This window comes from Halosimplex rarum, assembly GCF_047715405.1.
In the GTDB taxonomy this organism is placed as follows: Archaea; Halobacteriota; Halobacteria; order Halobacteriales; family Haloarculaceae; genus Halosimplex; species Halosimplex rarum.
On the sequence record NZ_CP180412.1, the window covers coordinates 4,490,673 to 4,507,800 of the forward strand.

Here is a 17,128-nt window from a genome sequence, read left to right on the forward strand (position 1 = left end):
CGATTCGGGCGCTCAGAACCCGGGCCGCCGTCGAGGAGAGCGGTATTTCGGCCCCCCGGCCGGCGGTCACTCGCAGATGGTGAGGAAGTTCTCGAAGACCTCTTCGCCGCGCTCGGTGTGGGCCACCTCGGGGTGCCACTGGACGCCGTAGAGGTCGCGATCGGTGTCGCTCATCGCCTCGACGCCGCAGATATCGCTCTCGGCGGTCCGCTCGAACCCGTCGGGGACGCGCTTGACCTCGTCGGCGTGGCTGGCCCAGACGCGCGTCTCCGGGGCGAGCGAGCCGATCAGCGGGTCCTCGTCGTCGAGCACGGTGACGGTCACGTCCGCGTAGCCGCCGTAGTCGCCCTCGCCGACCTCGCCGCCGAGTTCGCGGGCGATGATCTGATGGCCGAGGCAGATGCCCAGCACGGGGACGTCCAGGTCGAGGTAGTCGGGGGAGTTGCCGATACGGTCCATCGAGGGGCCGCCCGAGAGGACGAGGCCGTCGGCGTCGATATCCTCGGGAGGCGTGTCGTTGTCGACGAGCTCCACGTCCACGCCCATGTCCCGGAGCGCCCGTTGCTCCAGGTGGGTGAACTGGCCGTGGTTGTCGACGACGTCGATTCGGGTCATTACCGCTCCGTAACTCGCCGGACGGTAAAAGGGGTCCGGAACGCGCAGGCCTCGCCGGCCGCGGATCGCGGCCGCGCACGGTCGAGCGGTCGCCTCGGGGCGTTTATCCCGCAGGCCCGCGTCCGGTCGGTAGATGCGACGAGTCCTCCGTGTCGTCATCGGATTCGCGTTCGCCCTCCTCGCGGTCGGCGGGTTCGTTTGGTTCGTCGGACCGGCGAGCGTCCTCGCGGTGCTCTCGCGGGCCGACCCGACCGTCCTCGCCGTCGGCTTCCTCGCGGTGGTCGGTGCTTTCTACTGCTGGAGCGAAGCGCTCCGACGGTTGCTGGTGAGCGTCGGGTCGGACGCGCGCGGGCCGCGCTACCGGGCGGCGTTCATGAGCGGCGAGTTCCTCAAACAGGTCGTCCCGATGGGCCACTCCGGCGGCCCGGTGTTCGTCTCCTACGCGGTCGCCCGCGAGACGGACGCCCCGTACGAGGAGGCGCTCGCCGCGGCGACCGTCGTCGAGTTCGTCAACATCGGCGCCTCGGTCGCGCTCGCCACGGCAGGGCTGGGCGTGCTCGTCGCGACGAGCACGGCCACCGGCGGTCCGGTCTTCGTCGCGCTCGTCGTCGGACTGGCGGTCGCCGTCACCGCTCTCCTGTCACTGGGGGTCCTGGTCTACTACCGCCGCGCGCTCGTCGAACGGCTGGTCCTCCGGTTGGCGGCCGCGGGCCGCGCGACGGTCGGTCGCCTCTCCGCGCGGGCGCGAGCGGCGCTGGCCGCCGATCGCGTGCGGGCGACCTTCGAGACGTACTACACCGCGTTCGACCGGGCGCTCGCCGACCGCGAACAGGTGCGGCGCGCGGCCGCCTTCTCGCTCGCGGGTTGGGCGCTGTTCCTCCTGCCGATGTACACGAGTTTCCTCGCCATCGGCGAGCCGGTGCCCTACGCGCTCGTCGCGGTCGTCGTCCCGGTGTTGAGCCTGGTCAACGTCGTCCCGCTGCCGGGCGGGCTCGGCGGATTCGAGGTGGCGCTGGCGGCCGTCGTCGTCGCGCTCGTCGGCATCGACCTCCCGGCGGCGACGGCCGGTGTCTTCCTCTACCGGCTGTCGAACTACTGGTTCGTCGTCCTGCTGGGCGCGCTCGCCTCGACGACGGTCGCGGTGCGGTTGGCCGACCCGCCGAGCCCGCTCGACCCGACCGACGACCCCGCTGAGGGGAAGTAACTCTCGCGCGCCCCGCGGAGGTCCGGTCCCCGTCACGCCGGACGATTTTTACTCCCTGGCCGTCTCTGTTCACGAGTATGTCACGTCGTCTCCGGTTGGTGGCCGGGTTCACGCTGGCGCTTCTGGCGGTCGGCGGGTTCCTCCTCGCGGTCGGGCCGGAAGCCGTGTTCTCGGAGCTGGCGACGGCGAAGCCGCTCGTCCTCTCCGTCGGGTTCCTGTCGGTCCTCGTCGCGCTCGCGTGCTGGAGCGAGGCGGTGCGGCGCCTGATCGGAAGCACCGGGCACTCGGTCGGCGGCCTGCGCTATCGCGCGGCGTACCTCAGCGGCGAGTTCCTCAAGCAGGTGATCCCGATGGGACAGAGCGGCGGGCCGGTCCTAATGTCGTACACCGTCAGCGCGGAGACCGACGCGCCCCACGACTCCGCGCTCGCGGCGGCGACGGTCTTCGCCTTCCTGAACGTCGTCGCGTCGCTCGTCCTGGCCGTCGTCGGCCTCGCGGTCCTGGTCCTCACGCGCCGCGGCCCCACCGGCGCGCTCCTCCAGTCCGTGCTGGTGACGATGGTCGTCATCTCCGTCGGTATCCTCGGACTGACGCTGCTGGCCGTCTACCGACGCGCCGTCCTGGAGCGCGCGCTGCTGGCGACAGCCGGCACGCTGCGACGGACCGTCGGCCGGCTCTCCGCGCGCGCCGGTGCGGCACTGGCGCCCGAGCGCGTCCGGGAGACGCTCGAACGGTACACCGCTGTGGTCGGGCAGCTGGCGGGGGACCTCCGCGGCATCGCCGCCGCGGTCGCGCTGTCGATCACCGGCTGGCTGTTCTTCCTGCTCCCGCTGTACACGAGCTTCCTCGCCATCGACTCGCACGTCCCGTTCATGCTCGTCGTCTTCGCCATCCCGGTGGTGACGCTGTTGAACGTCGTCCCGCTACCGGGCGGGCTCGGCGGGTTCGAGGTGGCGCTGGCCGCGGTCGTCGCCGCGATGGCGCTGGTCGACCTCCCGACGTCGACCGCCGCGGTCTTCCTCTTCCGGCTGTCGAACTACTGGTTCATCGTCCTCGTCGGCGGGATCGCCGCGGGCGCGCTCTCGTTCGGGATCCGGGACGCGCCGCTGCTCCCCGGCGAAGAGGACGAGACGGTCTGAACGGCGTGGTCGTCGGCCGCGGCCCGCCCAGCCGCCTCAGGCCAGCTCCGTCGGGTCGAACCGCTCGTTGCGACCCCGCCACGCCGTCTCCTCGCGCGACTCGCGAGTGTCGAGGTACACCTCGATCCCGTTGCCGTCGGGGTCGGCGAAGTACAGCGCCTTGCTGATACCGTGGTCGACGGGACTGACCTGCACCTCGCGGTCGCGCAGGCGGTCGAAGACGCTCGCGAGGGCACTCGGGGCTTCGACCTCGAAGGCGACGTGGTAGAGGCCGACGCCGGGGCCCGGGCCGTCCGCGCCCGCGCCGACTTCCTGCAGGGCCACGTCGTGGTGGCGCTCGCCCCACGAGAGGAAGACGTAGCGCCCCTCGCGCTCGGTCACGTCGAGGCCGAGGACGTCCCGGTAGAACGCCAGACCCCGCTCCAGGTCCCGCACTTTCAGGTGGACGTGGCCGACCGCGTGCGGACGATCGGGACTCCCGGCTCCGGTCGGGTCCTCGTCGGTCATACCACGCTAGTTCGACCGTCACGCGCAAAAATCTACGCGTCGAAGCCGTCTCCGCCCTCGACGCCCTCGCCCTCGCCGCCGAATCGCTCGGCCGCGGACTGGAAGCCGAGTTCGGCCTGCTCGCGCGAGCGCCGTCCCTCGCGCTCGGCGATGGCCTCGGGATCGGGATTCACGTCGTCGTCGACGCTCGCCCACGACTTGTGGACCTTGGCGTGGCACCACCGGCAGAGGAAGACGGTGATCTCGTGGCTGGGATCGCCGTCGCCTTCTCTCGACCCGGAGGCGTACGAGAGGTGGTGCTCTTCGAGGAGCGGCCGCTCGTCGTCGTGGGCCATCCGGTGCTCTTCGAGGCCGCAGCGCTCGCACTCGCGGTCGCGGTTGCGAACGCGGAAGTGCGGGCAGTCGGCCCACTTCCACGGGCCCGTGAGTCCCTCCTGGTCCAGGTCGCCCACGACTGGGCAGCGGAAGTCGTCGCGGCTTCGCTCGTTCGCGAACTCGGGGTCCCGCTCGCCCTGCTCGACGGCGAACCGGCAGCGGCCGTCGTCGGTGCAGTGGTCGCACCGGTCGACGTGGGCGTAGGGGTCCTCGACCCCCACCGACGTCCCCGAGGGCGTCTTCTCCATGGCCGGTCCGTCGCGCTCGACGGCTTTCAACCCACCTCTTTCGCCGGGGGTGTCGTGGCTGGCTTCGCTCGGTGCGGACAGTCAGTATGACTAGAATTCTTTCGTCCTCTCCGCGTGTTCCGCAGCGTCGTCGACTCCCGCGATTCCTGCGCCAGCCGGCGATCCCACAGTCGTCGTACCGCTCTCACCGTCGAACCGCGAGCGTCACCCGATGTGGTCGCTCTCGCCGGACGTTCGGAACAGCTGGACGAGCGCGACGACGAGCGCGACCTGGATCACCTTGTCGACGATCCCGATCCAGAGCGGACCGAGCGGCAACAACAGGTACCCGACGATCTGGGAGAGGACGAACAGCGCGCCCAGCGGGTAGAGCCAGTGTCGGTACGTCGGGAGCGCGACCAGGAGCGCGATCGCACCCAGGAAGCCGGCGCCCGCGAGCAGGAACGGGAGCCAGTCCTCCGTCGTGTACAGGTAGAGGTGGATGGCGGCGGTCGCGACGGCAAGTAGTATCGCGACCCAGTCGAGGGTTCTGAGCGATTCGATATCGTACGACAGCCCAGTCTCAGAACGTGACGTTTCGGTAGCCATGTCTCCAATCGGGCAGCCGTCGTCTTTGTAATACAGCTGGTACCGATAGTAGGTTCGCGTGCCGCGGTGGGAGGCGGTCACGGTCGCCCCCTGATGGAGAGCGCGGCGTCGCCCCGCGCTGGCGCTCGCTGGGTAGGCCGACCATAGTAATGGGCGGCGAAACCGAAACACAGGTGTGAAACCCGATCGACGACAGTTCCTCGCGCTCGCCGGCGTGGCAGCGACGGGCGGACTTTTCGCCGGGTGCCAGGGCGGGAACGGCGACGGAGACGGGGAGGACAGACCGTTTCTCGACCCAGAACCCAACTACCGGGGATGGTTCGACGACGTTAGTAACTACGAGGGAACGGTGGACTACCGCGACGAGTCGGAGGTTTCCGTCGAGGTCGGCGTCGAAGGGGGCATCGGCTTCTTCAAATTCGGACCGCCGGCTATCGCCGTCTCGCCTGGGACGGAGGTCACCTGGGAATGGACCGGTCAAGGCGGTGCCCACAACGTCGTCGCCGAACAGGAGCGGTTCGACAGCGGTGACCCGGTCGACGCCGACGACGAGACGTTCTCGTACACGTTCGAAAGCCCGGCGGTCTACCGGTATCTCTGCGAACCGCACGAGAGTCAGGCGATGCTCGGTGCGGTGTTCGTCGCGCTCGACCAGTCGGGATGAGTCGCTGCCGGCGCTTCGTCACAAACGTATCTTCCCGCAAGAGGTCGAATACTTGCCGCGAACTGGAAGTACGGCGTGCCCGCAGACCGAACGATGGCGGCGATCTACAGGGAGCGGATGGCGGCGGAGATCGACGGGGAATACGTGGTCTACATCAACGGGATGCGGCTCAACAAGCTCAGAGCGCTGCCGAAGTACCTCCGTGCGGGCCTCGCGGCCGGGAAGATGTTCGAGCGGTTAGCGGCGGACCCGGACAACGGATTTCTCGGGTATCTACCGGCGTTCACGGGCCTGCGGAGCGGCGCCGCCATCCAGTACTGGCGGTCGCTCGAGGACATCAAGCGGTTCGCGCACGACCCGGACGACCTCCACGTCCCCGCCTGGCTGTGGTACGACGAGGAAGTCGGAGACAACGGCGAACTCGGGTTCTGGGCCGAACTGTACGTCGTCAGCGACGGCACCTTCGAGACGTTCTACCGCAACATGCCGCCCATCGGTCTGGGCGAGCACGGATCGCTCGTCCGGATGGAGGACCACGACCGCCGACTCGGGCTCTCCGGCACGGAAACCCCGTCACGCCCCGGCGATAACCCGGGGGAAGACCGCCGCGACAGCGGTCAGTAAGCGAGACGTACGGCCACCCACCGAGACGGTTCACCGACCGCGCTCGCGGAACAGCGCCGCCATCGCGGTCGACTCGGCCTTCCGGAGGTGCTCGGCGGCGGTCGCGGTCGCGCAGTCGAGTTCGCCGGCGACCGCCTCGATGGTCGTCTCGCGCGGCACGTCGTAGTACCCGAGGGCGAGCGCGGCCGCGACCGCCTCGCGTTGCCGGGCCGAAAGGGCGGCCGCGACGCTCTCGGACGCGACTCGTCCGCCGCCGACTTCCTCGACGGTCACGTTCGCACCCGCGGGGACGCCGTCGACCGCGGCCTGCACGTCCGCGTCCCGCCCGACGAGCGTGAAGGTGCTGCTCCCGTCGGCGTGGCACTCGACCGGCGGGACCGTCAGGAGACTGTCGCGGGTGAAGTTCTCGAACAGCGCGCGGGCGGCGGCCCCGACCTCGCCGGCGAGAAAGCAGTAACACGCGTCGTCGCCGAGCGGCAGCCGCTCCCACTCGAAGTCGGGAAGCTCGTCCACGCGCTCCTCCAGTTCGGCCCCGAAGCGCTCGTGGTCGCCGGCCAGTCGGAGGAGGAAGGCGGCCGGCGGCGTCGCGACGTTCCAGTTGACGATGTGGACCTCGTGGAGGGAGCTCGCGCCGCGCGTCAGCAGTTCGTACACCGGCGGCATGGCGACCTCCGGCGGGTCGAGCGTGATCCGTACGCGCTTCATGCTCACCGGCGCGTGTCCCGGTCCCAAAAGTGGTCGGGAGAACTCGCGGCCCGGCGGGCGACCGCGCTCTTAAACGAGCCGGAAATCTGCGGCAGCAGCGCCAGCCGTCGCGCGGTCGAGGGTCGTCGTATGAGCGATACCTACGACCGCGGAACCGTCGAGTCGTTCGACCGCTGGACCGAGTTCTCCGCCGGGATGTGGGCCTGGATACTCCACAAGTTCAGCGGCTGGGTCCTGATCGGCTACCTGTTCATGCATATTCCGGTGCTGAGTACGGCGATCCCCTCGGCGAACGGGGCGACCGGTGGCGGGACCGTCGCCTACACGGAGACGCTTCAGGGGCTGGAGAGCCTGCTCGTCGTCCGCTTCATGGAAGTCGGACTACTCGCCGTCGCGGTTTTCCACATCCTCAACGGCGTTCGGTTGCTGTTCGTCGACCTCGGGTTCGGGCTGGAGGCGCAGGACCGGAGCTTCTACGTCTCGCTCGTCGTGACGGGCGCCATCGTGGTGGGGAGCATCCCGACGTTCCTCGGCGGACACGTCTGAGGCGCGTCGGGGCAGCGAGCCGCGAGCGCGGCGCCGCAACCGTTTTCCCGCCCGGCGCGGATGCCAAGCCATGCGCCTCGTCCACGAGTCGGCCGACGGCGACGCCCGGGTCATCGCCACGGACGTCGAGACCGCCGACTCGCTGTTCGCGAAGGTCAAGGGACTGATGGGGAAGTCCTCGCTCCCCGACGGCTACGCGCTCGTGTTCGACTTCGAGCGGACGAGCTACCGCGACGTGCACATGCTGTTCGTCCGGACGCCGCTGGACGTGATCTGGTTGCTCGACGACGAGGTGGTGCAGGTGAAGACGCTCGCGCCGTGGCGCGGCGCCGGCGTCGCGAAGGCAGACCGCTTCGTCGAACTCCCGGGCGGCGCCGCCGACGGCGTCGAACCCGGCGACAGGGTCGTCCTCGAAGACGACGGGTGAGCGGCCGCCCGGGCGGACGCGTCGTTTTCCCGCAGTTTATCCATCGCAGCCCACGAGTCCCGGTATGGATCTCTCTGTCGTCGACCTCTCCCCGGTCCCGGACGACGGGACCGCGACCGACGCCTACGCGAACACCGTCGAGGCCGCCCAGCAGGCCGAACGGCTCGGCTACGAGCGCTTCTGGGTCGCCGAACACCACGGGATGGCGAGCACCATCGCGGGGACGACCCCCGAGGTGCTGCTCGGCCACCTCGCCGCCGAGACCGACGCGATCCGACTCGGGTCGGGCGCGGTGCTGCTCAACCACTACAGCCCGTTCAAGGTCGCGGAGGCGTTCGGTGCGCTGGACGCGCTCGCGCCGGGCCGCATCGACGCGGGCCTGGGCCGGGCCAACGGGTCGCCGGCCGCCGACCGCGCCCTCGGGACGAAACGGCGCGTCCAGAACCCCGACGAGGACCACACCGAGAAGATCGAGGCCGTCGCGACCCACCTCTACGACGACTACCCGGACGGACACCCCTACGCCGACCTGGAGATCGCCGGCTCGGGCGAGGACCCGCCGGTGCCGTGGGTGCTCGGGTCGAGCGCGTCCAGCGCGGCAATCGCGGGCGAACTCGGCCTGCGATTCTGTTTCGCGGCGTTCATCCGGCCGCAGTTCGCCGCGCCCGCATTCGAGGAGTACCGCGATCGCTTCGAGCCGTCGGCGCTCTCGGGAGGGATCGACGAACCGGAGGGGATGGTCGCGGTGAACGCGGTCTGCGCCGAGACCGACGAGCAGGCGGCGCGGCTGCGAGCGTCCGCCGAGGCGTCCTACAAGCGGATGGAACGAGGAGAGATCGGGACCACGCCCTCGGTGGAGGAGGCCATCGACGAGCTCGGGGCCGCCCCCGAGCCGACGCCGGCGACGCTCGACCCCGGCGAGTGGCCGCGTGCCATCTCCGGGAGTCCGGAGACCCTCGACGGGCTGTTGAGTCAGCTCGCCGACCGCGTCGGCGTCGACGAGGTGATGATCCAGCACGTCGTCGCCGACCACGAGGACGCGCTGCGATCGCACGAATTGCTGGCCGAGGGCATCGGACTGGCGCCCCGCTGAGGGGATCGGACGACCCCCGCGCTGGCGGGCCGAGACCATCCACGCGGCGAACCCGACGGTTTAATTAGGACCGCTCGCTTCACGGTAGCATACGATGTCGGACTACACCGACACGGAGGATAGAGGAAGTCGCCTCACGGCGGCTGGCCGCGAAATTCTCCGTCATGAGTGACGGTTCCGGTGAGCGCGAAGGGACGACCCTCTTTGGCGACCATCCCGAGACGACTCACCTCTCTGACGCCGGAGACGTACAGTTTCTCGACACGACGCTGCGCGACGGCGAGCAAGCGCCGGGTATCTCGCTCACCCCCGACGAAAAGGCCCGGATAGCTCGGGCGCTCGACCGCGCGAACGTCGGCTTCATCGAGGCCGGCAGCGCCTGCACCGGTCCCGGCGAGCGCGAGACCATCTCCCGCGTCGCCGAACTCGACCTCGACGCGACGGTCACGAGTTTCTGCCGGGGCATCCAGCGCGACATCGACCTCGCGATGGAGTGCGACGTGGACGGGATCAATCTCGTCGTGCCCGCGAGCGACCGGCACATCACCGAGAAGGTCGGAACGAGTCACGAAGCGAACGTTCGCGACACGGTCGAACTCGTCGAGTACGCGAAAGACCACGGCCTGTGGGTCGAGGTCATCGGCGAGGACGGCTCCCGTGCCGACCTGGACTACCTCGAAGAACTGCTCGGCGCGTCGCTGGAGGCGGGCGCCGACCGCATCTGCTGGGCGGACACCGTCGGCCACGCGACGCCCGACGGCGCGCTCGAAGCGGTCTCCCGCCTCTCCGAACTGGGGCCGGTGAGCACCCACACTCACGACGATCTGGGGCTCGCCGTGATGAACGCCCTGACCTCGATCGCTGCGGGCGCCGACGTCGTCCACGGCACGGTCAACGGCATCGGCGAGCGCGCCGGCAACGTCGCCATCGAGGAGGTCGCGATCGCCCTCTCGCACGGCTACGGCGTCGAGACGCTCGAACTAACCGAGGTGTACGACCTGGCCAAGCTCGTCGCCAACGCGACGGGCATCCAGCTCCCGCCCAACAAGGCGGTCGTCGGCCAGAACACCTTCACCCACGAGTCGGGCATCCACACCGACGGCACCCTGAAAGACGACGCGATGTACGAGCCCTACCCGCCCGAGAAGGTGGGTCGCGAGCGCCGGCTCGCGCTCGGCAAGCACGCCGGTCGCGCCGGCGTGAAGGCCGCGCTCGACGAGCACGACTTCGGAGTGACCGACGACGAACTCGCCGAGATCGTCTCCCGCGTCAAGGAGATCGGCGACCGCGGCAAGCGGGTCACCGACGCCGACCTCCTCACGATCGCCGAGGACGTGACCGGCGACCAGCACGACCGCCGGGTCGAGATCACGGAACTCACCACCGTCGCCGGCGGCAACACGCCGACGGCGACCGTCTCCCTGCTGGTCGACGGCGAGGAGCGCACCGAGGCCGAGATCGGTTCCGGCCCCGTCGACGCCGCGATCAACGCCGTCCAGTCGGCGCTGGGACGCTCCTTCGACACCCATCTCGAATCCTACCACGTCGACGCCATCACTGGCGGGACGGACGCCATCGTCACCGTCGAGGTAGAGATGTCCCGCGGCGACGACTATGTCACCGTCACCGCCAGCGATTCGGACATCACCCGCGCCTCCGTCGAGGCGATGGTCGACGCCATCGACCGCCTCGTCGCCACCAGCGACGACCGCGTCATCGCCGACGACTAAAGACCATCTTTTTCGCTGGGGGGTCGCCTGCGGCGACCCCCCAGCCAAAAACATGGGTGAAAAAGGCCGGACGACTCGCTCACTTCGTTCGCTCGCGTCCGGTGAACCGGCGCTCCGCGCCGGATGCTACCCGTGAAACCGCAACCGCACAGCAACCGTACCGCTCAGCCACTGCGACCCCTCCGATCCTGCTCAGTCCACCGCGGCGACCGCTTCCTCGTCCCTGCTCATACCTGCCGAACCCCCGACGTGGCGATCCCACAGCACGAGCAGGCTCGGGAGGACGAGTACGCTCGCGACGAACGAGTAGGCGATGGCGAGGCTCGTCACCATGCCGAACCGCTGGAGCGAGGGGACCAGCGCGAGCAGGAGGACGCCGAACCCGCTGGCGGTCGTGACGGCACTGGCCAGCAGCGCGCCGCCGGTGCCTCGCAGGGTCCGGTCGAGCGCGGCCTGCGCGGACTCGGCGCTCGACCGCTCGTGGACGAACCGTTCGCCGACGTGGATGGCGTAGTCGACCCCCAGTCCGATAGCGATGCTGGCGATGATGGCGGTCTCGGTGTTGAACGAGATCCCCAGCAGGTACATAGTGCCGACGAGCCACGCGAGCGCGAATACGACCGGGACGACGACCACGAGTCCCAGCGACGCCGCGCCGTAGCGCGCCCGGAAGATACCCGCGAGGAATAGCGTGATGACCCCCAGGGTGATCAGGAACCCCTCGACGAGTGTCCGGAGCAGTCCCCGCTGGACGAGTTCTTGCACGATCGGCTGACCGGTTGCTGTCACCGTCAGGTCGCTCCCCGTCTCGACGGTGTCGGCGACCGCGCGCATCTCCTCGGTGACGGTCCCGGTGTCGGCGCCTCCCCGGAGGGCGACAGTCGTTCGGAGTGCGCGGTACTCGCCGCCCTCGCGGTAGATCACGGTGCTCGCCGCGTCGGGCGAAGCGGCGTAGACCGCCTCGTACAGCGCGGCGAGATCCCGGTCGGGAACGCCGTCGCCGTTCCCGTCGCTGGCGTTCAACTGCGCCGCGACCGACTCGTTCTCGGCGGCGATCGCCCGGATCGTCTCCAGCGGGCCGGTGACCTGCAACTCGTCGTCCGCCAGCGTGACCGGCGTCGAGGCGTTCGCGAGCCGCTCCCGTCCGGCGGCGAGTCGGTCGAGGGTGTCGGGATCGGTCACCGGGCCCTCGACGAGGAAGACGGCTTCCGAGCGCTCCTGGGACCGAACGAACTGCTCGTTGAGGTAGATGGCCTGCTCGCGGACGGCGTAGTCGCCCGGGCGGAACGGCTCGGGGACGGAGTCCATCCACTCGGGGGAGTCCCGCGGCAGGAAGTCGATCTGGTCGATCGAGGTGTCGATGTTCGTCGCGGCGTAGCCGCCACCGGCGCTGACTAGCAGGGCGACGAGGACGACGGCGACCGGCGCGCGCCGCGCGACCGTCGCCCCGACTCGCAGGACCTCGCCGATCCGCCCCTCCCGGCCGAACGCGCGCCGTCGGCGCGCCAGACCGAAACGGTCGAGCGCCCGTTCGGTCAGGAGTTTCAACGCGGGGACGAACGCGCCGAAGACGACGAACGCGGAGACGATGCCGGCGGCGCTAGTGATGCCGAACTCGCGGATCGACTGCAGCGGGCTGACGGCGTTGGAACTGAAGCCGACCGCCGTGGTGAACGTCGCCGCGCCGATGGCGACGACGACGCCCGCGAGACCGATCCGCATCGCCTCTCGGGGCGTCCGTTCCGGGTCGTCGGCCTGGGCCTCCCGATAGCGCATCACGACGTGGAGCGCGTAGTCGATAGAGAGGCCGATGAGCAGGAACGGGACGGCGATGAGGATCTGCGTCACGCCGATGCCGGCCCAGCCCATGAACCCGCCCATCCAGACAAGCACGAGCGCGACGCCGACGAGACCGAGCAGCACGTCGACGATATCGCGATAGGCGACACCGAGGACGACGAGGATGAGCAACAGCGCGACCGGTGAGATGAGCGCGAAGCTCTCGCCGGTGGCCTGGCCCGACCGCTCGTCGACGACGGCCGGACCGAAGACGAAGGCCTCGCTCGCGGTGACGCCCCGATCGGTCAGCGCCGCCATCGCGAGTTGCCCCTCGACGGTCGACTCGGGCAGTCCGTCGGCGCTCTCGGGCGCCCGCTGGAAGACGAAGGTGACCCGCCCGTCGGCAGTCGACGCTCCCGCCTCGTAACTCGTCGCTAGCAGGGTGTACGGGTCCACCGGCCCCGCGGTCCGCCGGTCGGGGTCGAGAACCCGCGCGACGACCGCCTCGACCTCCGCCGGGGACATGCGCTCCAGTTGCTCGATCTGGGCGTCGAGCGACGGCGCCGCTGGCGGCCTGTCGGCCTGCTCGCCGCCGTCGGCGCCAGATCCTGCGGCTCCGTCGCCTTGCCGCCTCTCGCCCTCCGCCCGGATCGCGGCGGTGGCGACGAGGTTCTCGATCCCGGCGATCGACCGTCCGGGCGCGAGCGAGGCGTTGACTGTCGCGTTCTCGCGGAACGCCTGCTGGAGGCGGAGCGTCTCGACCAGCGACTCCTTCGAGAGGACGTTCTCGCCGCGGACGACTACCTGGGCGACGGTCGCGTTCTCGCCCTCGGTGGTGAAGTTCGTCTCCGCGTGGTCGAGTTTCTGGGCCTCCGTCGAGTCGCCGGCGAAACTCGCTATCGTGAGGCCGGTGTCGACCGACCCCGCACCGGCACCCACGGCGAGCGTCGCCAGCAACAGCGCGACGACGACGAGGAGGCTCCGGTCCGTTACGAACCGCGCGTACCGGTCTGCGATGTCCATTGCACCGATATCCGCCGCCCGAGCGGTTAATTCTTGTACAACCGGTAGTCGCGGTCATCCCCGTCACGCCGACAGCCAGGCGTAGGTCTGGACGGCGCCGAACAGGACTGCGAGCGCGCCGTTCTCGACGAGCAGGGGCTGGTTTCCGGCGAAGGCCGTGCGAGAGACGAGTGCGAGAACGCTGAACAGGGTCGCGAGCGCGAGGTTGTACTTCGCGAGCACCACCCACGTCTCCTGGTCGAGGTCGACGAGACCGTCGGATCCCATGGCGTCCATTCGGTCTTCGGACACAAAATCCCTCACCGGCCGCGGCGTCCCGGTGGCGAAGCACTCAAGTGATAATCGAGTGATATCACGAACGAGATGGTCCCTGTTCACACTCCCTCCCTCCACCAGTCGTCGCCGTCGCGGTCGGCGAGGTGGGACCCGTGATCGATCCGACCGGCTGGTTCGAACCACCCGTGGTCCCGCGACTGAGCGAGACGGTAGACGGCCGGGTCGGTCGGTACCTCCGCCGGATCACCGACGAGGCGACCTTCGCCGCGGTCGTCACCGCGGTCGTCGCGTTCGGCTACCTGCGGGGGTCGGTCAGCGTGTCGGTCGACCCGCCGCTACTCGCCGTCGGTGCGGTCGTCGTCATCGAGGCCGTCGTCTCGATCCTGAGCTTCTCCGGATTCGTCGCCGTGTCGGGCCTCGTGATGGTCGCGGAACTCGCCGGCCGGGGCGAGCGAGACGCCGAAGTGACCGACGGCCCTCGGGTCGCCGCCATCGTCCCGGTGTATCGCGACGCGGCGGCGCTCGACCGGAGCGTCGAGAGCCTGCTCGACTCGCGGTACGCGACCCTCCACGTGACCGTCGTCGCCGAGCCCGACGACGAGGCCAGCCTCGCCCGCGCCGCCGAACTGGCCGACGAATACGCCCGCGTCGAGCGCCTGGTCAACACCCGCTATCCGGGGTCGAAGGCCGGCGCGGTTAACTACGCCGCCGAGGTGACCGACGCGCCCGTCGTTGCGGTGTTCGACGCGGACGAGCGCGTGGATCCAGGGTTCGTCGGCGGCGCGGTCGCGCGCCTGATCGACGGTGCCGACGCGGTCCAGGGCCGGACGGTCCCGGAACCCGACGGACTCGTCGAGACACTGGCGTACTACGAGTCGGTCCTGCTGAACCAGCTCAGCCACCGACTGATCGGGCTGCTCACCGGCTTCCGGATGGTGTCGAGCCGCGCCGTCGTCATGCGCCGGACGGCGTTCGAGCGCGTCGACGGCTACGACGCGACGATGCTCACCGAGGACTTCGACTTCGCGTTCCGGTGGTACGAGGCCCGCCTCGCCGTCGAGGAGTTGTTCTCCCGGCCCTCGACCATCGAGGCGGCCCACTGCGGACGCGACTGGTGGGGCCAGCGCAAGCGCTGGATGACCGGCTACGCGCAGGTCCTGCACCGCCGTCTCGCGGCGCTGCGACCGCTCGACACGCGGAGCGTCGTCGCGCTCGTGACCTGTGCCGGCGCGGTGTTCGGAAACCTGCTACTGCTCTCGCTGGTCTCGAAGGTGGCGGTACTCGTCGCGACCGGGCGGGCTACGCTGCTCGCGGTCCCGCTGGCGGCCGTCGTCGGCGTGAGCCTGCTCGTCCGCGTCGTCGACGCCGTCGGCGGCCACGTCGACGGCGTGGGCGTCGGGTGGCTGCTCGCCCCTATCGTCTTCCCGCTGTACGGACTCGCCGGCGTCAAGGGCGCCGTCGAGTACGCGATCACGTGGGATGGGGAGTGGTTCCACGCGAGCAAAGACGGCTGAGGCGGCCGGTCGGTCGGCGATCAGAACGGGTCGTCGCCGAAGGGCGAGTCGTCTTCGTCGTCGCCGAAGTCGAACCCCTCGCTTCCCTCTCGCTCATCGCCGAGGTCGCGCTGGCGGCGCGCCTCTTCCTCGTCCACGAAGCCGAGGTCGTCGGGGTCGCGGCCGGCCTGGTCGACGACCTCGTCGGAGACGATGATGGGACAGTCCACGCGGAGGGCGAGCGCGATGCCGTCGCTCGGGCGGGCGTCGAAGACCATCTCCGTTCGCTCGTCGTCGGCGTACTGCTCGGTGTCGATCTTCGCGTAGAAGGTGCCGTCGGCGAGGTCGTCGATGCGGACGCGGTCGATGGCCGCGCCGAACTCCGCGACCATGTCGACGAACAGGTCGTGGGTGAGCGGCCGCTCGAAGGGCGTCCCGTCGAGGGCGTGTTGCATCGACTGGGCCTGGTCGGCGCTCACGAAGATGGGGATCAGTTCCTCGCGCACCCGGAGGAGGACGACCGGGTGGCCCGGCCCGTCGTCGCCGACGCCGACGCCGACCCCCTCCACTGTGGCCTCGTGTGTTGCCATGTCACAGGGTTGGGGCGCGAACCCCAAAAACCATCTTTTTCGCTGGGGGTTTCCGCAGGCGACCCCCCAGCCAAAAACGTGGGTGAAAACACCGGTAGCGCCGTGCGCTACCGAGCCCCGCGTCGTTCCACTCCGCGAGACACCGTCAGAGCAAAGCTCTGACGAGCCCTCGTTCGCTTCGCTCACGAGGAAGGCCGGAATCTCGTTTCGCTCGATTCCAGTGAACCGGCAGCTTCGGCGCCGGATGCTCAGTACAGCCCAGAGGGTGGACAATGGCGGTGGCGCGCGCTGTCGCGGCGTTCATGCCGCGACGAAACCGTGCGAGGGATGAGCGAACGGAGTGAGCGAATCGGCTGGGGAGGTGTGAGGCGCGGTGCTGTGCGGTAGCGGTGCTGTCTTCCTGGCGGATTGAAAGGGCGAGGCTGGCTCGCGTTTATATAGTCGCCTGAGCGAGCCACTATCCGAGCGAGCGCAGCGAGTGAGGATATCTCGCTCAGCGACCGCGAGCGCGCCGAGGGCTTTCATCCCTTGCTGTCAGTAGCGGTCCCATCTACTCACCTTCCCCTCACGCCAACTCAAACAGAAACAACTGCTCAGTTCGCACACCGATCTGAACACGACTCATCAGTGTCGCCTCGACGAATTTCCACCACGACACCGTCGACAGACCTGTTACATTTCACCAAGAGCGCGGACGACACCGCGAATCGACCCGATCGACCTCCATTCCCTCTCGATCGCTATATCGCCAGTCTAAGCCGAGTTACTCCAGGTTAACTGTCGATTCAATCCGCTTAAACCGGCTGAAATCGGGGCAACTGGGTGCCAGCGCTTGCCCCCTTCAAGGGGTCCGCCGGCTATCGAGCGAGTGGAGACAGACCCAGTATGAAACTGAAACTCGTCGCCGTGTTCGCGAGCGTGCTGTTGCTCGCGACCGGCGCTGCGATGGCGATGCCGGGCAACGCGCCCGACCAGGCACAGGACGACAACGCGCAGGCCGGCGACCACGCGCAGGACGAGCACGCGCGAGACGGGGCTACCGAGTCGGACGCGAACGACTCGGATGCGGACGACGCCGAGGCTGACGACGCCGCGAACGAATCGGACGCCGCGAACGAGTCCGACGCCCGCCGCGGACCGCCTGCTGACGTGCCCGGTGCCGGCGCGGCCGACGCCACGAACGGCAGCCAGGGCCCGCCCGTCGACCTGCCCGAACAGGTCCCCGACTTCGTGAGCGGTGTGCACGAGGCGGTCGGGAACCACGTCGGCGGTACGGTCGACGGCGCGCAGTCGCTCGGCGAGCGGATCAGTTCGCTGACGCCGAACGACGACGCGGCCAACGAGACCGCGTCCGACGCGGCCAACGCGACGGCGACGGCCACGGCCGCCCCGTAACGGCTGACGAAACTGCTGTCCGCGCTCCCGTTCCCCACCGCGGGACAGACCACTCGTCACTCCCCACCAACCCACCCACCCACCCCACCCCACCCCACCCCACCCTG

General features: G+C 69.5%; 18 protein-coding genes. 10 read left to right on the forward strand and 8 right to left on the reverse strand.

Going from position 1 to position 17,128, the window contains the following annotated elements:
- Positions 1–66: 66 nt before the first annotated feature.
- Positions 67–615, reverse strand: a complete 549-nt coding sequence (locus ACMGFH_RS21295; protein ID WP_415380624.1) for a GMP synthase subunit A — start codon at positions 613–615, stop codon at positions 67–69.
- 133 nt (positions 616–748) lie between these two features.
- On the opposite strand from ACMGFH_RS21295, the gene ACMGFH_RS21300 reads away from it, so the two are divergent.
- Both ACMGFH_RS21300 and ACMGFH_RS21305 read left to right on the forward strand, forming a co-directional pair.
- Entirely contained in the window at positions 749–1,819 is a 1,071-nt protein-coding gene (locus tag ACMGFH_RS21300) for a lysylphosphatidylglycerol synthase transmembrane domain-containing protein (protein ID WP_415380625.1), read from the forward strand.
- A gap of 77 nt (positions 1,820–1,896) precedes the next feature.
- Positions 1,897–2,958: a lysylphosphatidylglycerol synthase transmembrane domain-containing protein gene (locus ACMGFH_RS21305; RefSeq protein ID WP_415380626.1), complete on the forward strand. Its 1,062-nt coding sequence runs from the start codon at positions 1,897–1,899 to the stop codon at positions 2,956–2,958.
- 36 nt (positions 2,959–2,994) lie between these two features.
- Here the strand turns inward: ACMGFH_RS21305 and ACMGFH_RS21310 are convergent, their stop codons facing one another.
- The 3 genes from ACMGFH_RS21310 to ACMGFH_RS21320 form a co-directional block, all read right to left on the reverse strand.
- A complete protein-coding gene (locus tag ACMGFH_RS21310; RefSeq protein WP_415380627.1) occupies positions 2,995–3,465 on the reverse strand; it encodes a VOC family protein in 471 nt (156 codons plus the stop codon).
- A gap of 32 nt (positions 3,466–3,497) precedes the next feature.
- Positions 3,498–4,088: a hypothetical protein gene (locus ACMGFH_RS21315; protein ID WP_415380628.1), complete on the reverse strand. Its 591-nt coding sequence runs from the start codon at positions 4,086–4,088 to the stop codon at positions 3,498–3,500.
- A gap of 204 nt (positions 4,089–4,292) precedes the next feature.
- A complete protein-coding gene (locus ACMGFH_RS21320) occupies positions 4,293–4,676 on the reverse strand; it encodes a hypothetical protein (RefSeq protein ID WP_415380629.1) in 384 nt (127 codons plus the stop codon).
- A gap of 175 nt (positions 4,677–4,851) precedes the next feature.
- Between ACMGFH_RS21320 and ACMGFH_RS21325 the strand changes: the two genes are divergently transcribed.
- Both ACMGFH_RS21325 and ACMGFH_RS21330 read left to right on the forward strand, forming a co-directional pair.
- Positions 4,852–5,340 carry a halocyanin domain-containing protein gene (locus ACMGFH_RS21325; RefSeq protein WP_415380630.1) on the forward strand — a complete coding sequence of 163 codons (489 nt, stop codon included), beginning with the start codon at positions 4,852–4,854 and terminating at the stop codon, positions 5,338–5,340.
- Positions 5,341–5,415: 75 nt separating this feature from the next.
- The gene (locus ACMGFH_RS21330; RefSeq protein WP_415380631.1) at positions 5,416–5,964 is read left to right on the forward strand and encodes a DUF4188 domain-containing protein; all 549 of its coding nucleotides are present in this window, start codon (positions 5,416–5,418) and stop codon (positions 5,962–5,964) included.
- Positions 5,965–5,994: 30 nt separating this feature from the next.
- On the opposite strand, the gene ACMGFH_RS21335 is transcribed toward ACMGFH_RS21330, so the two are convergent.
- Complete coding sequence (locus ACMGFH_RS21335; RefSeq protein WP_415380632.1) at positions 5,995–6,669, reverse strand: helix-turn-helix domain-containing protein; 675 nt, start codon at positions 6,667–6,669, stop codon at positions 5,995–5,997.
- A gap of 129 nt (positions 6,670–6,798) precedes the next feature.
- Here ACMGFH_RS21335 and sdhC point away from each other — a divergent pair, with 129 nt between their 5' ends.
- From sdhC to ACMGFH_RS21355, 4 genes are all read left to right on the forward strand, one after another.
- The gene (gene sdhC, locus ACMGFH_RS21340) at positions 6,799–7,215 is read left to right on the forward strand and encodes a succinate dehydrogenase, cytochrome b556 subunit (RefSeq protein ID WP_415380634.1); all 417 of its coding nucleotides are present in this window, start codon (positions 6,799–6,801) and stop codon (positions 7,213–7,215) included.
- 70 nt (positions 7,216–7,285) lie between these two features.
- Positions 7,286–7,642, forward strand: a complete 357-nt coding sequence (locus ACMGFH_RS21345; RefSeq protein WP_415380635.1) for a DUF192 domain-containing protein — start codon at positions 7,286–7,288, stop codon at positions 7,640–7,642.
- 64 nt (positions 7,643–7,706) lie between these two features.
- Positions 7,707–8,735 carry an LLM class flavin-dependent oxidoreductase gene (locus ACMGFH_RS21350; protein WP_415380637.1) on the forward strand — a complete coding sequence of 343 codons (1,029 nt, stop codon included), beginning with the start codon at positions 7,707–7,709 and terminating at the stop codon, positions 8,733–8,735.
- 164 nt (positions 8,736–8,899) lie between these two features.
- Positions 8,900–10,465 (forward strand): (R)-citramalate synthase, encoded by a 1,566-nt coding sequence (locus tag ACMGFH_RS21355; protein ID WP_415380639.1) that lies wholly within the window; start codon positions 8,900–8,902, stop codon positions 10,463–10,465.
- Between the two features lie 192 nt (positions 10,466–10,657).
- On the opposite strand, the gene ACMGFH_RS21360 is transcribed toward ACMGFH_RS21355, so the two are convergent.
- Entirely contained in the window at positions 10,658–13,267 is a 2,610-nt protein-coding gene (locus ACMGFH_RS21360; protein WP_415380640.1) for an efflux RND transporter permease subunit, read from the reverse strand.
- A gap of 63 nt (positions 13,268–13,330) precedes the next feature.
- A complete protein-coding gene (locus tag ACMGFH_RS21365) occupies positions 13,331–13,534 on the reverse strand; it encodes a hypothetical protein (protein WP_415380642.1) in 204 nt (67 codons plus the stop codon).
- Positions 13,535–13,695: 161 nt separating this feature from the next.
- Here ACMGFH_RS21365 and ACMGFH_RS21370 point away from each other — a divergent pair, with 161 nt between their 5' ends.
- Positions 13,696–15,057, forward strand: coding sequence for a glycosyltransferase (locus tag ACMGFH_RS21370; protein ID WP_415380644.1), 1,362 nt, complete (start codon positions 13,696–13,698; stop codon positions 15,055–15,057).
- Between the two features lie 20 nt (positions 15,058–15,077).
- Here ACMGFH_RS21370 and ACMGFH_RS21375 read toward each other — a convergent pair whose 3' ends face one another.
- Complete coding sequence (locus tag ACMGFH_RS21375; RefSeq protein WP_415380645.1) at positions 15,078–15,626, reverse strand: bifunctional nuclease family protein; 549 nt, start codon at positions 15,624–15,626, stop codon at positions 15,078–15,080.
- Between the two features lie 885 nt (positions 15,627–16,511).
- On the opposite strand from ACMGFH_RS21375, the gene ACMGFH_RS21380 reads away from it, so the two are divergent.
- The gene (locus ACMGFH_RS21380; protein ID WP_415380647.1) at positions 16,512–17,021 is read left to right on the forward strand and encodes a hypothetical protein; all 510 of its coding nucleotides are present in this window, start codon (positions 16,512–16,514) and stop codon (positions 17,019–17,021) included.
- The last annotated feature ends 107 nt before the right edge of the window (positions 17,022–17,128 follow it).

Coding starts and splice junctions, on each gene's coding strand:
- ACMGFH_RS21315 (WP_415380628.1), bottom strand. CDS start 4,088: ATGGAGAAGACGCCCTCGGGGACGTCGGTGGGGGTCGAGGACCCCTAC.
- ACMGFH_RS21350 (WP_415380637.1), top strand. CDS start 7,707: ATGGATCTCTCTGTCGTCGACCTCTCCCCGGTCCCGGACGACGGGACC.
- ACMGFH_RS21335 (WP_415380632.1), bottom strand. CDS start 6,669: ATGAAGCGCGTACGGATCACGCTCGACCCGCCGGAGGTCGCCATGCCG.
- ACMGFH_RS21305 (WP_415380626.1), top strand. CDS start 1,897: ATGTCACGTCGTCTCCGGTTGGTGGCCGGGTTCACGCTGGCGCTTCTG.
- ACMGFH_RS21310 (WP_415380627.1), bottom strand. CDS start 3,465: ATGACCGACGAGGACCCGACCGGAGCCGGGAGTCCCGATCGTCCGCAC.
- ACMGFH_RS21320 (WP_415380629.1), bottom strand. CDS start 4,676: ATGGCTACCGAAACGTCACGTTCTGAGACTGGGCTGTCGTACGATATC.
- ACMGFH_RS21295 (WP_415380624.1), bottom strand. CDS start 615: ATGACCCGAATCGACGTCGTCGACAACCACGGCCAGTTCACCCACCTG.
- ACMGFH_RS21365 (WP_415380642.1), bottom strand. CDS start 13,534: ATGGGATCCGACGGTCTCGTCGACCTCGACCAGGAGACGTGGGTGGTG.
- ACMGFH_RS21360 (WP_415380640.1), bottom strand. CDS start 13,267: ATGGACATCGCAGACCGGTACGCGCGGTTCGTAACGGACCGGAGCCTC.
- ACMGFH_RS21355 (WP_415380639.1), top strand. CDS start 8,900: ATGAGTGACGGTTCCGGTGAGCGCGAAGGGACGACCCTCTTTGGCGAC.
- ACMGFH_RS21375 (WP_415380645.1), bottom strand. CDS start 15,626: ATGGCAACACACGAGGCCACAGTGGAGGGGGTCGGCGTCGGCGTCGGC.
- ACMGFH_RS21345 (WP_415380635.1), top strand. CDS start 7,286: ATGCGCCTCGTCCACGAGTCGGCCGACGGCGACGCCCGGGTCATCGCC.
- sdhC (WP_415380634.1), top strand. CDS start 6,799: ATGAGCGATACCTACGACCGCGGAACCGTCGAGTCGTTCGACCGCTGG.
- ACMGFH_RS21300 (WP_415380625.1), top strand. CDS start 749: ATGCGACGAGTCCTCCGTGTCGTCATCGGATTCGCGTTCGCCCTCCTC.
- ACMGFH_RS21380 (WP_415380647.1), top strand. CDS start 16,512: ATGAAACTGAAACTCGTCGCCGTGTTCGCGAGCGTGCTGTTGCTCGCG.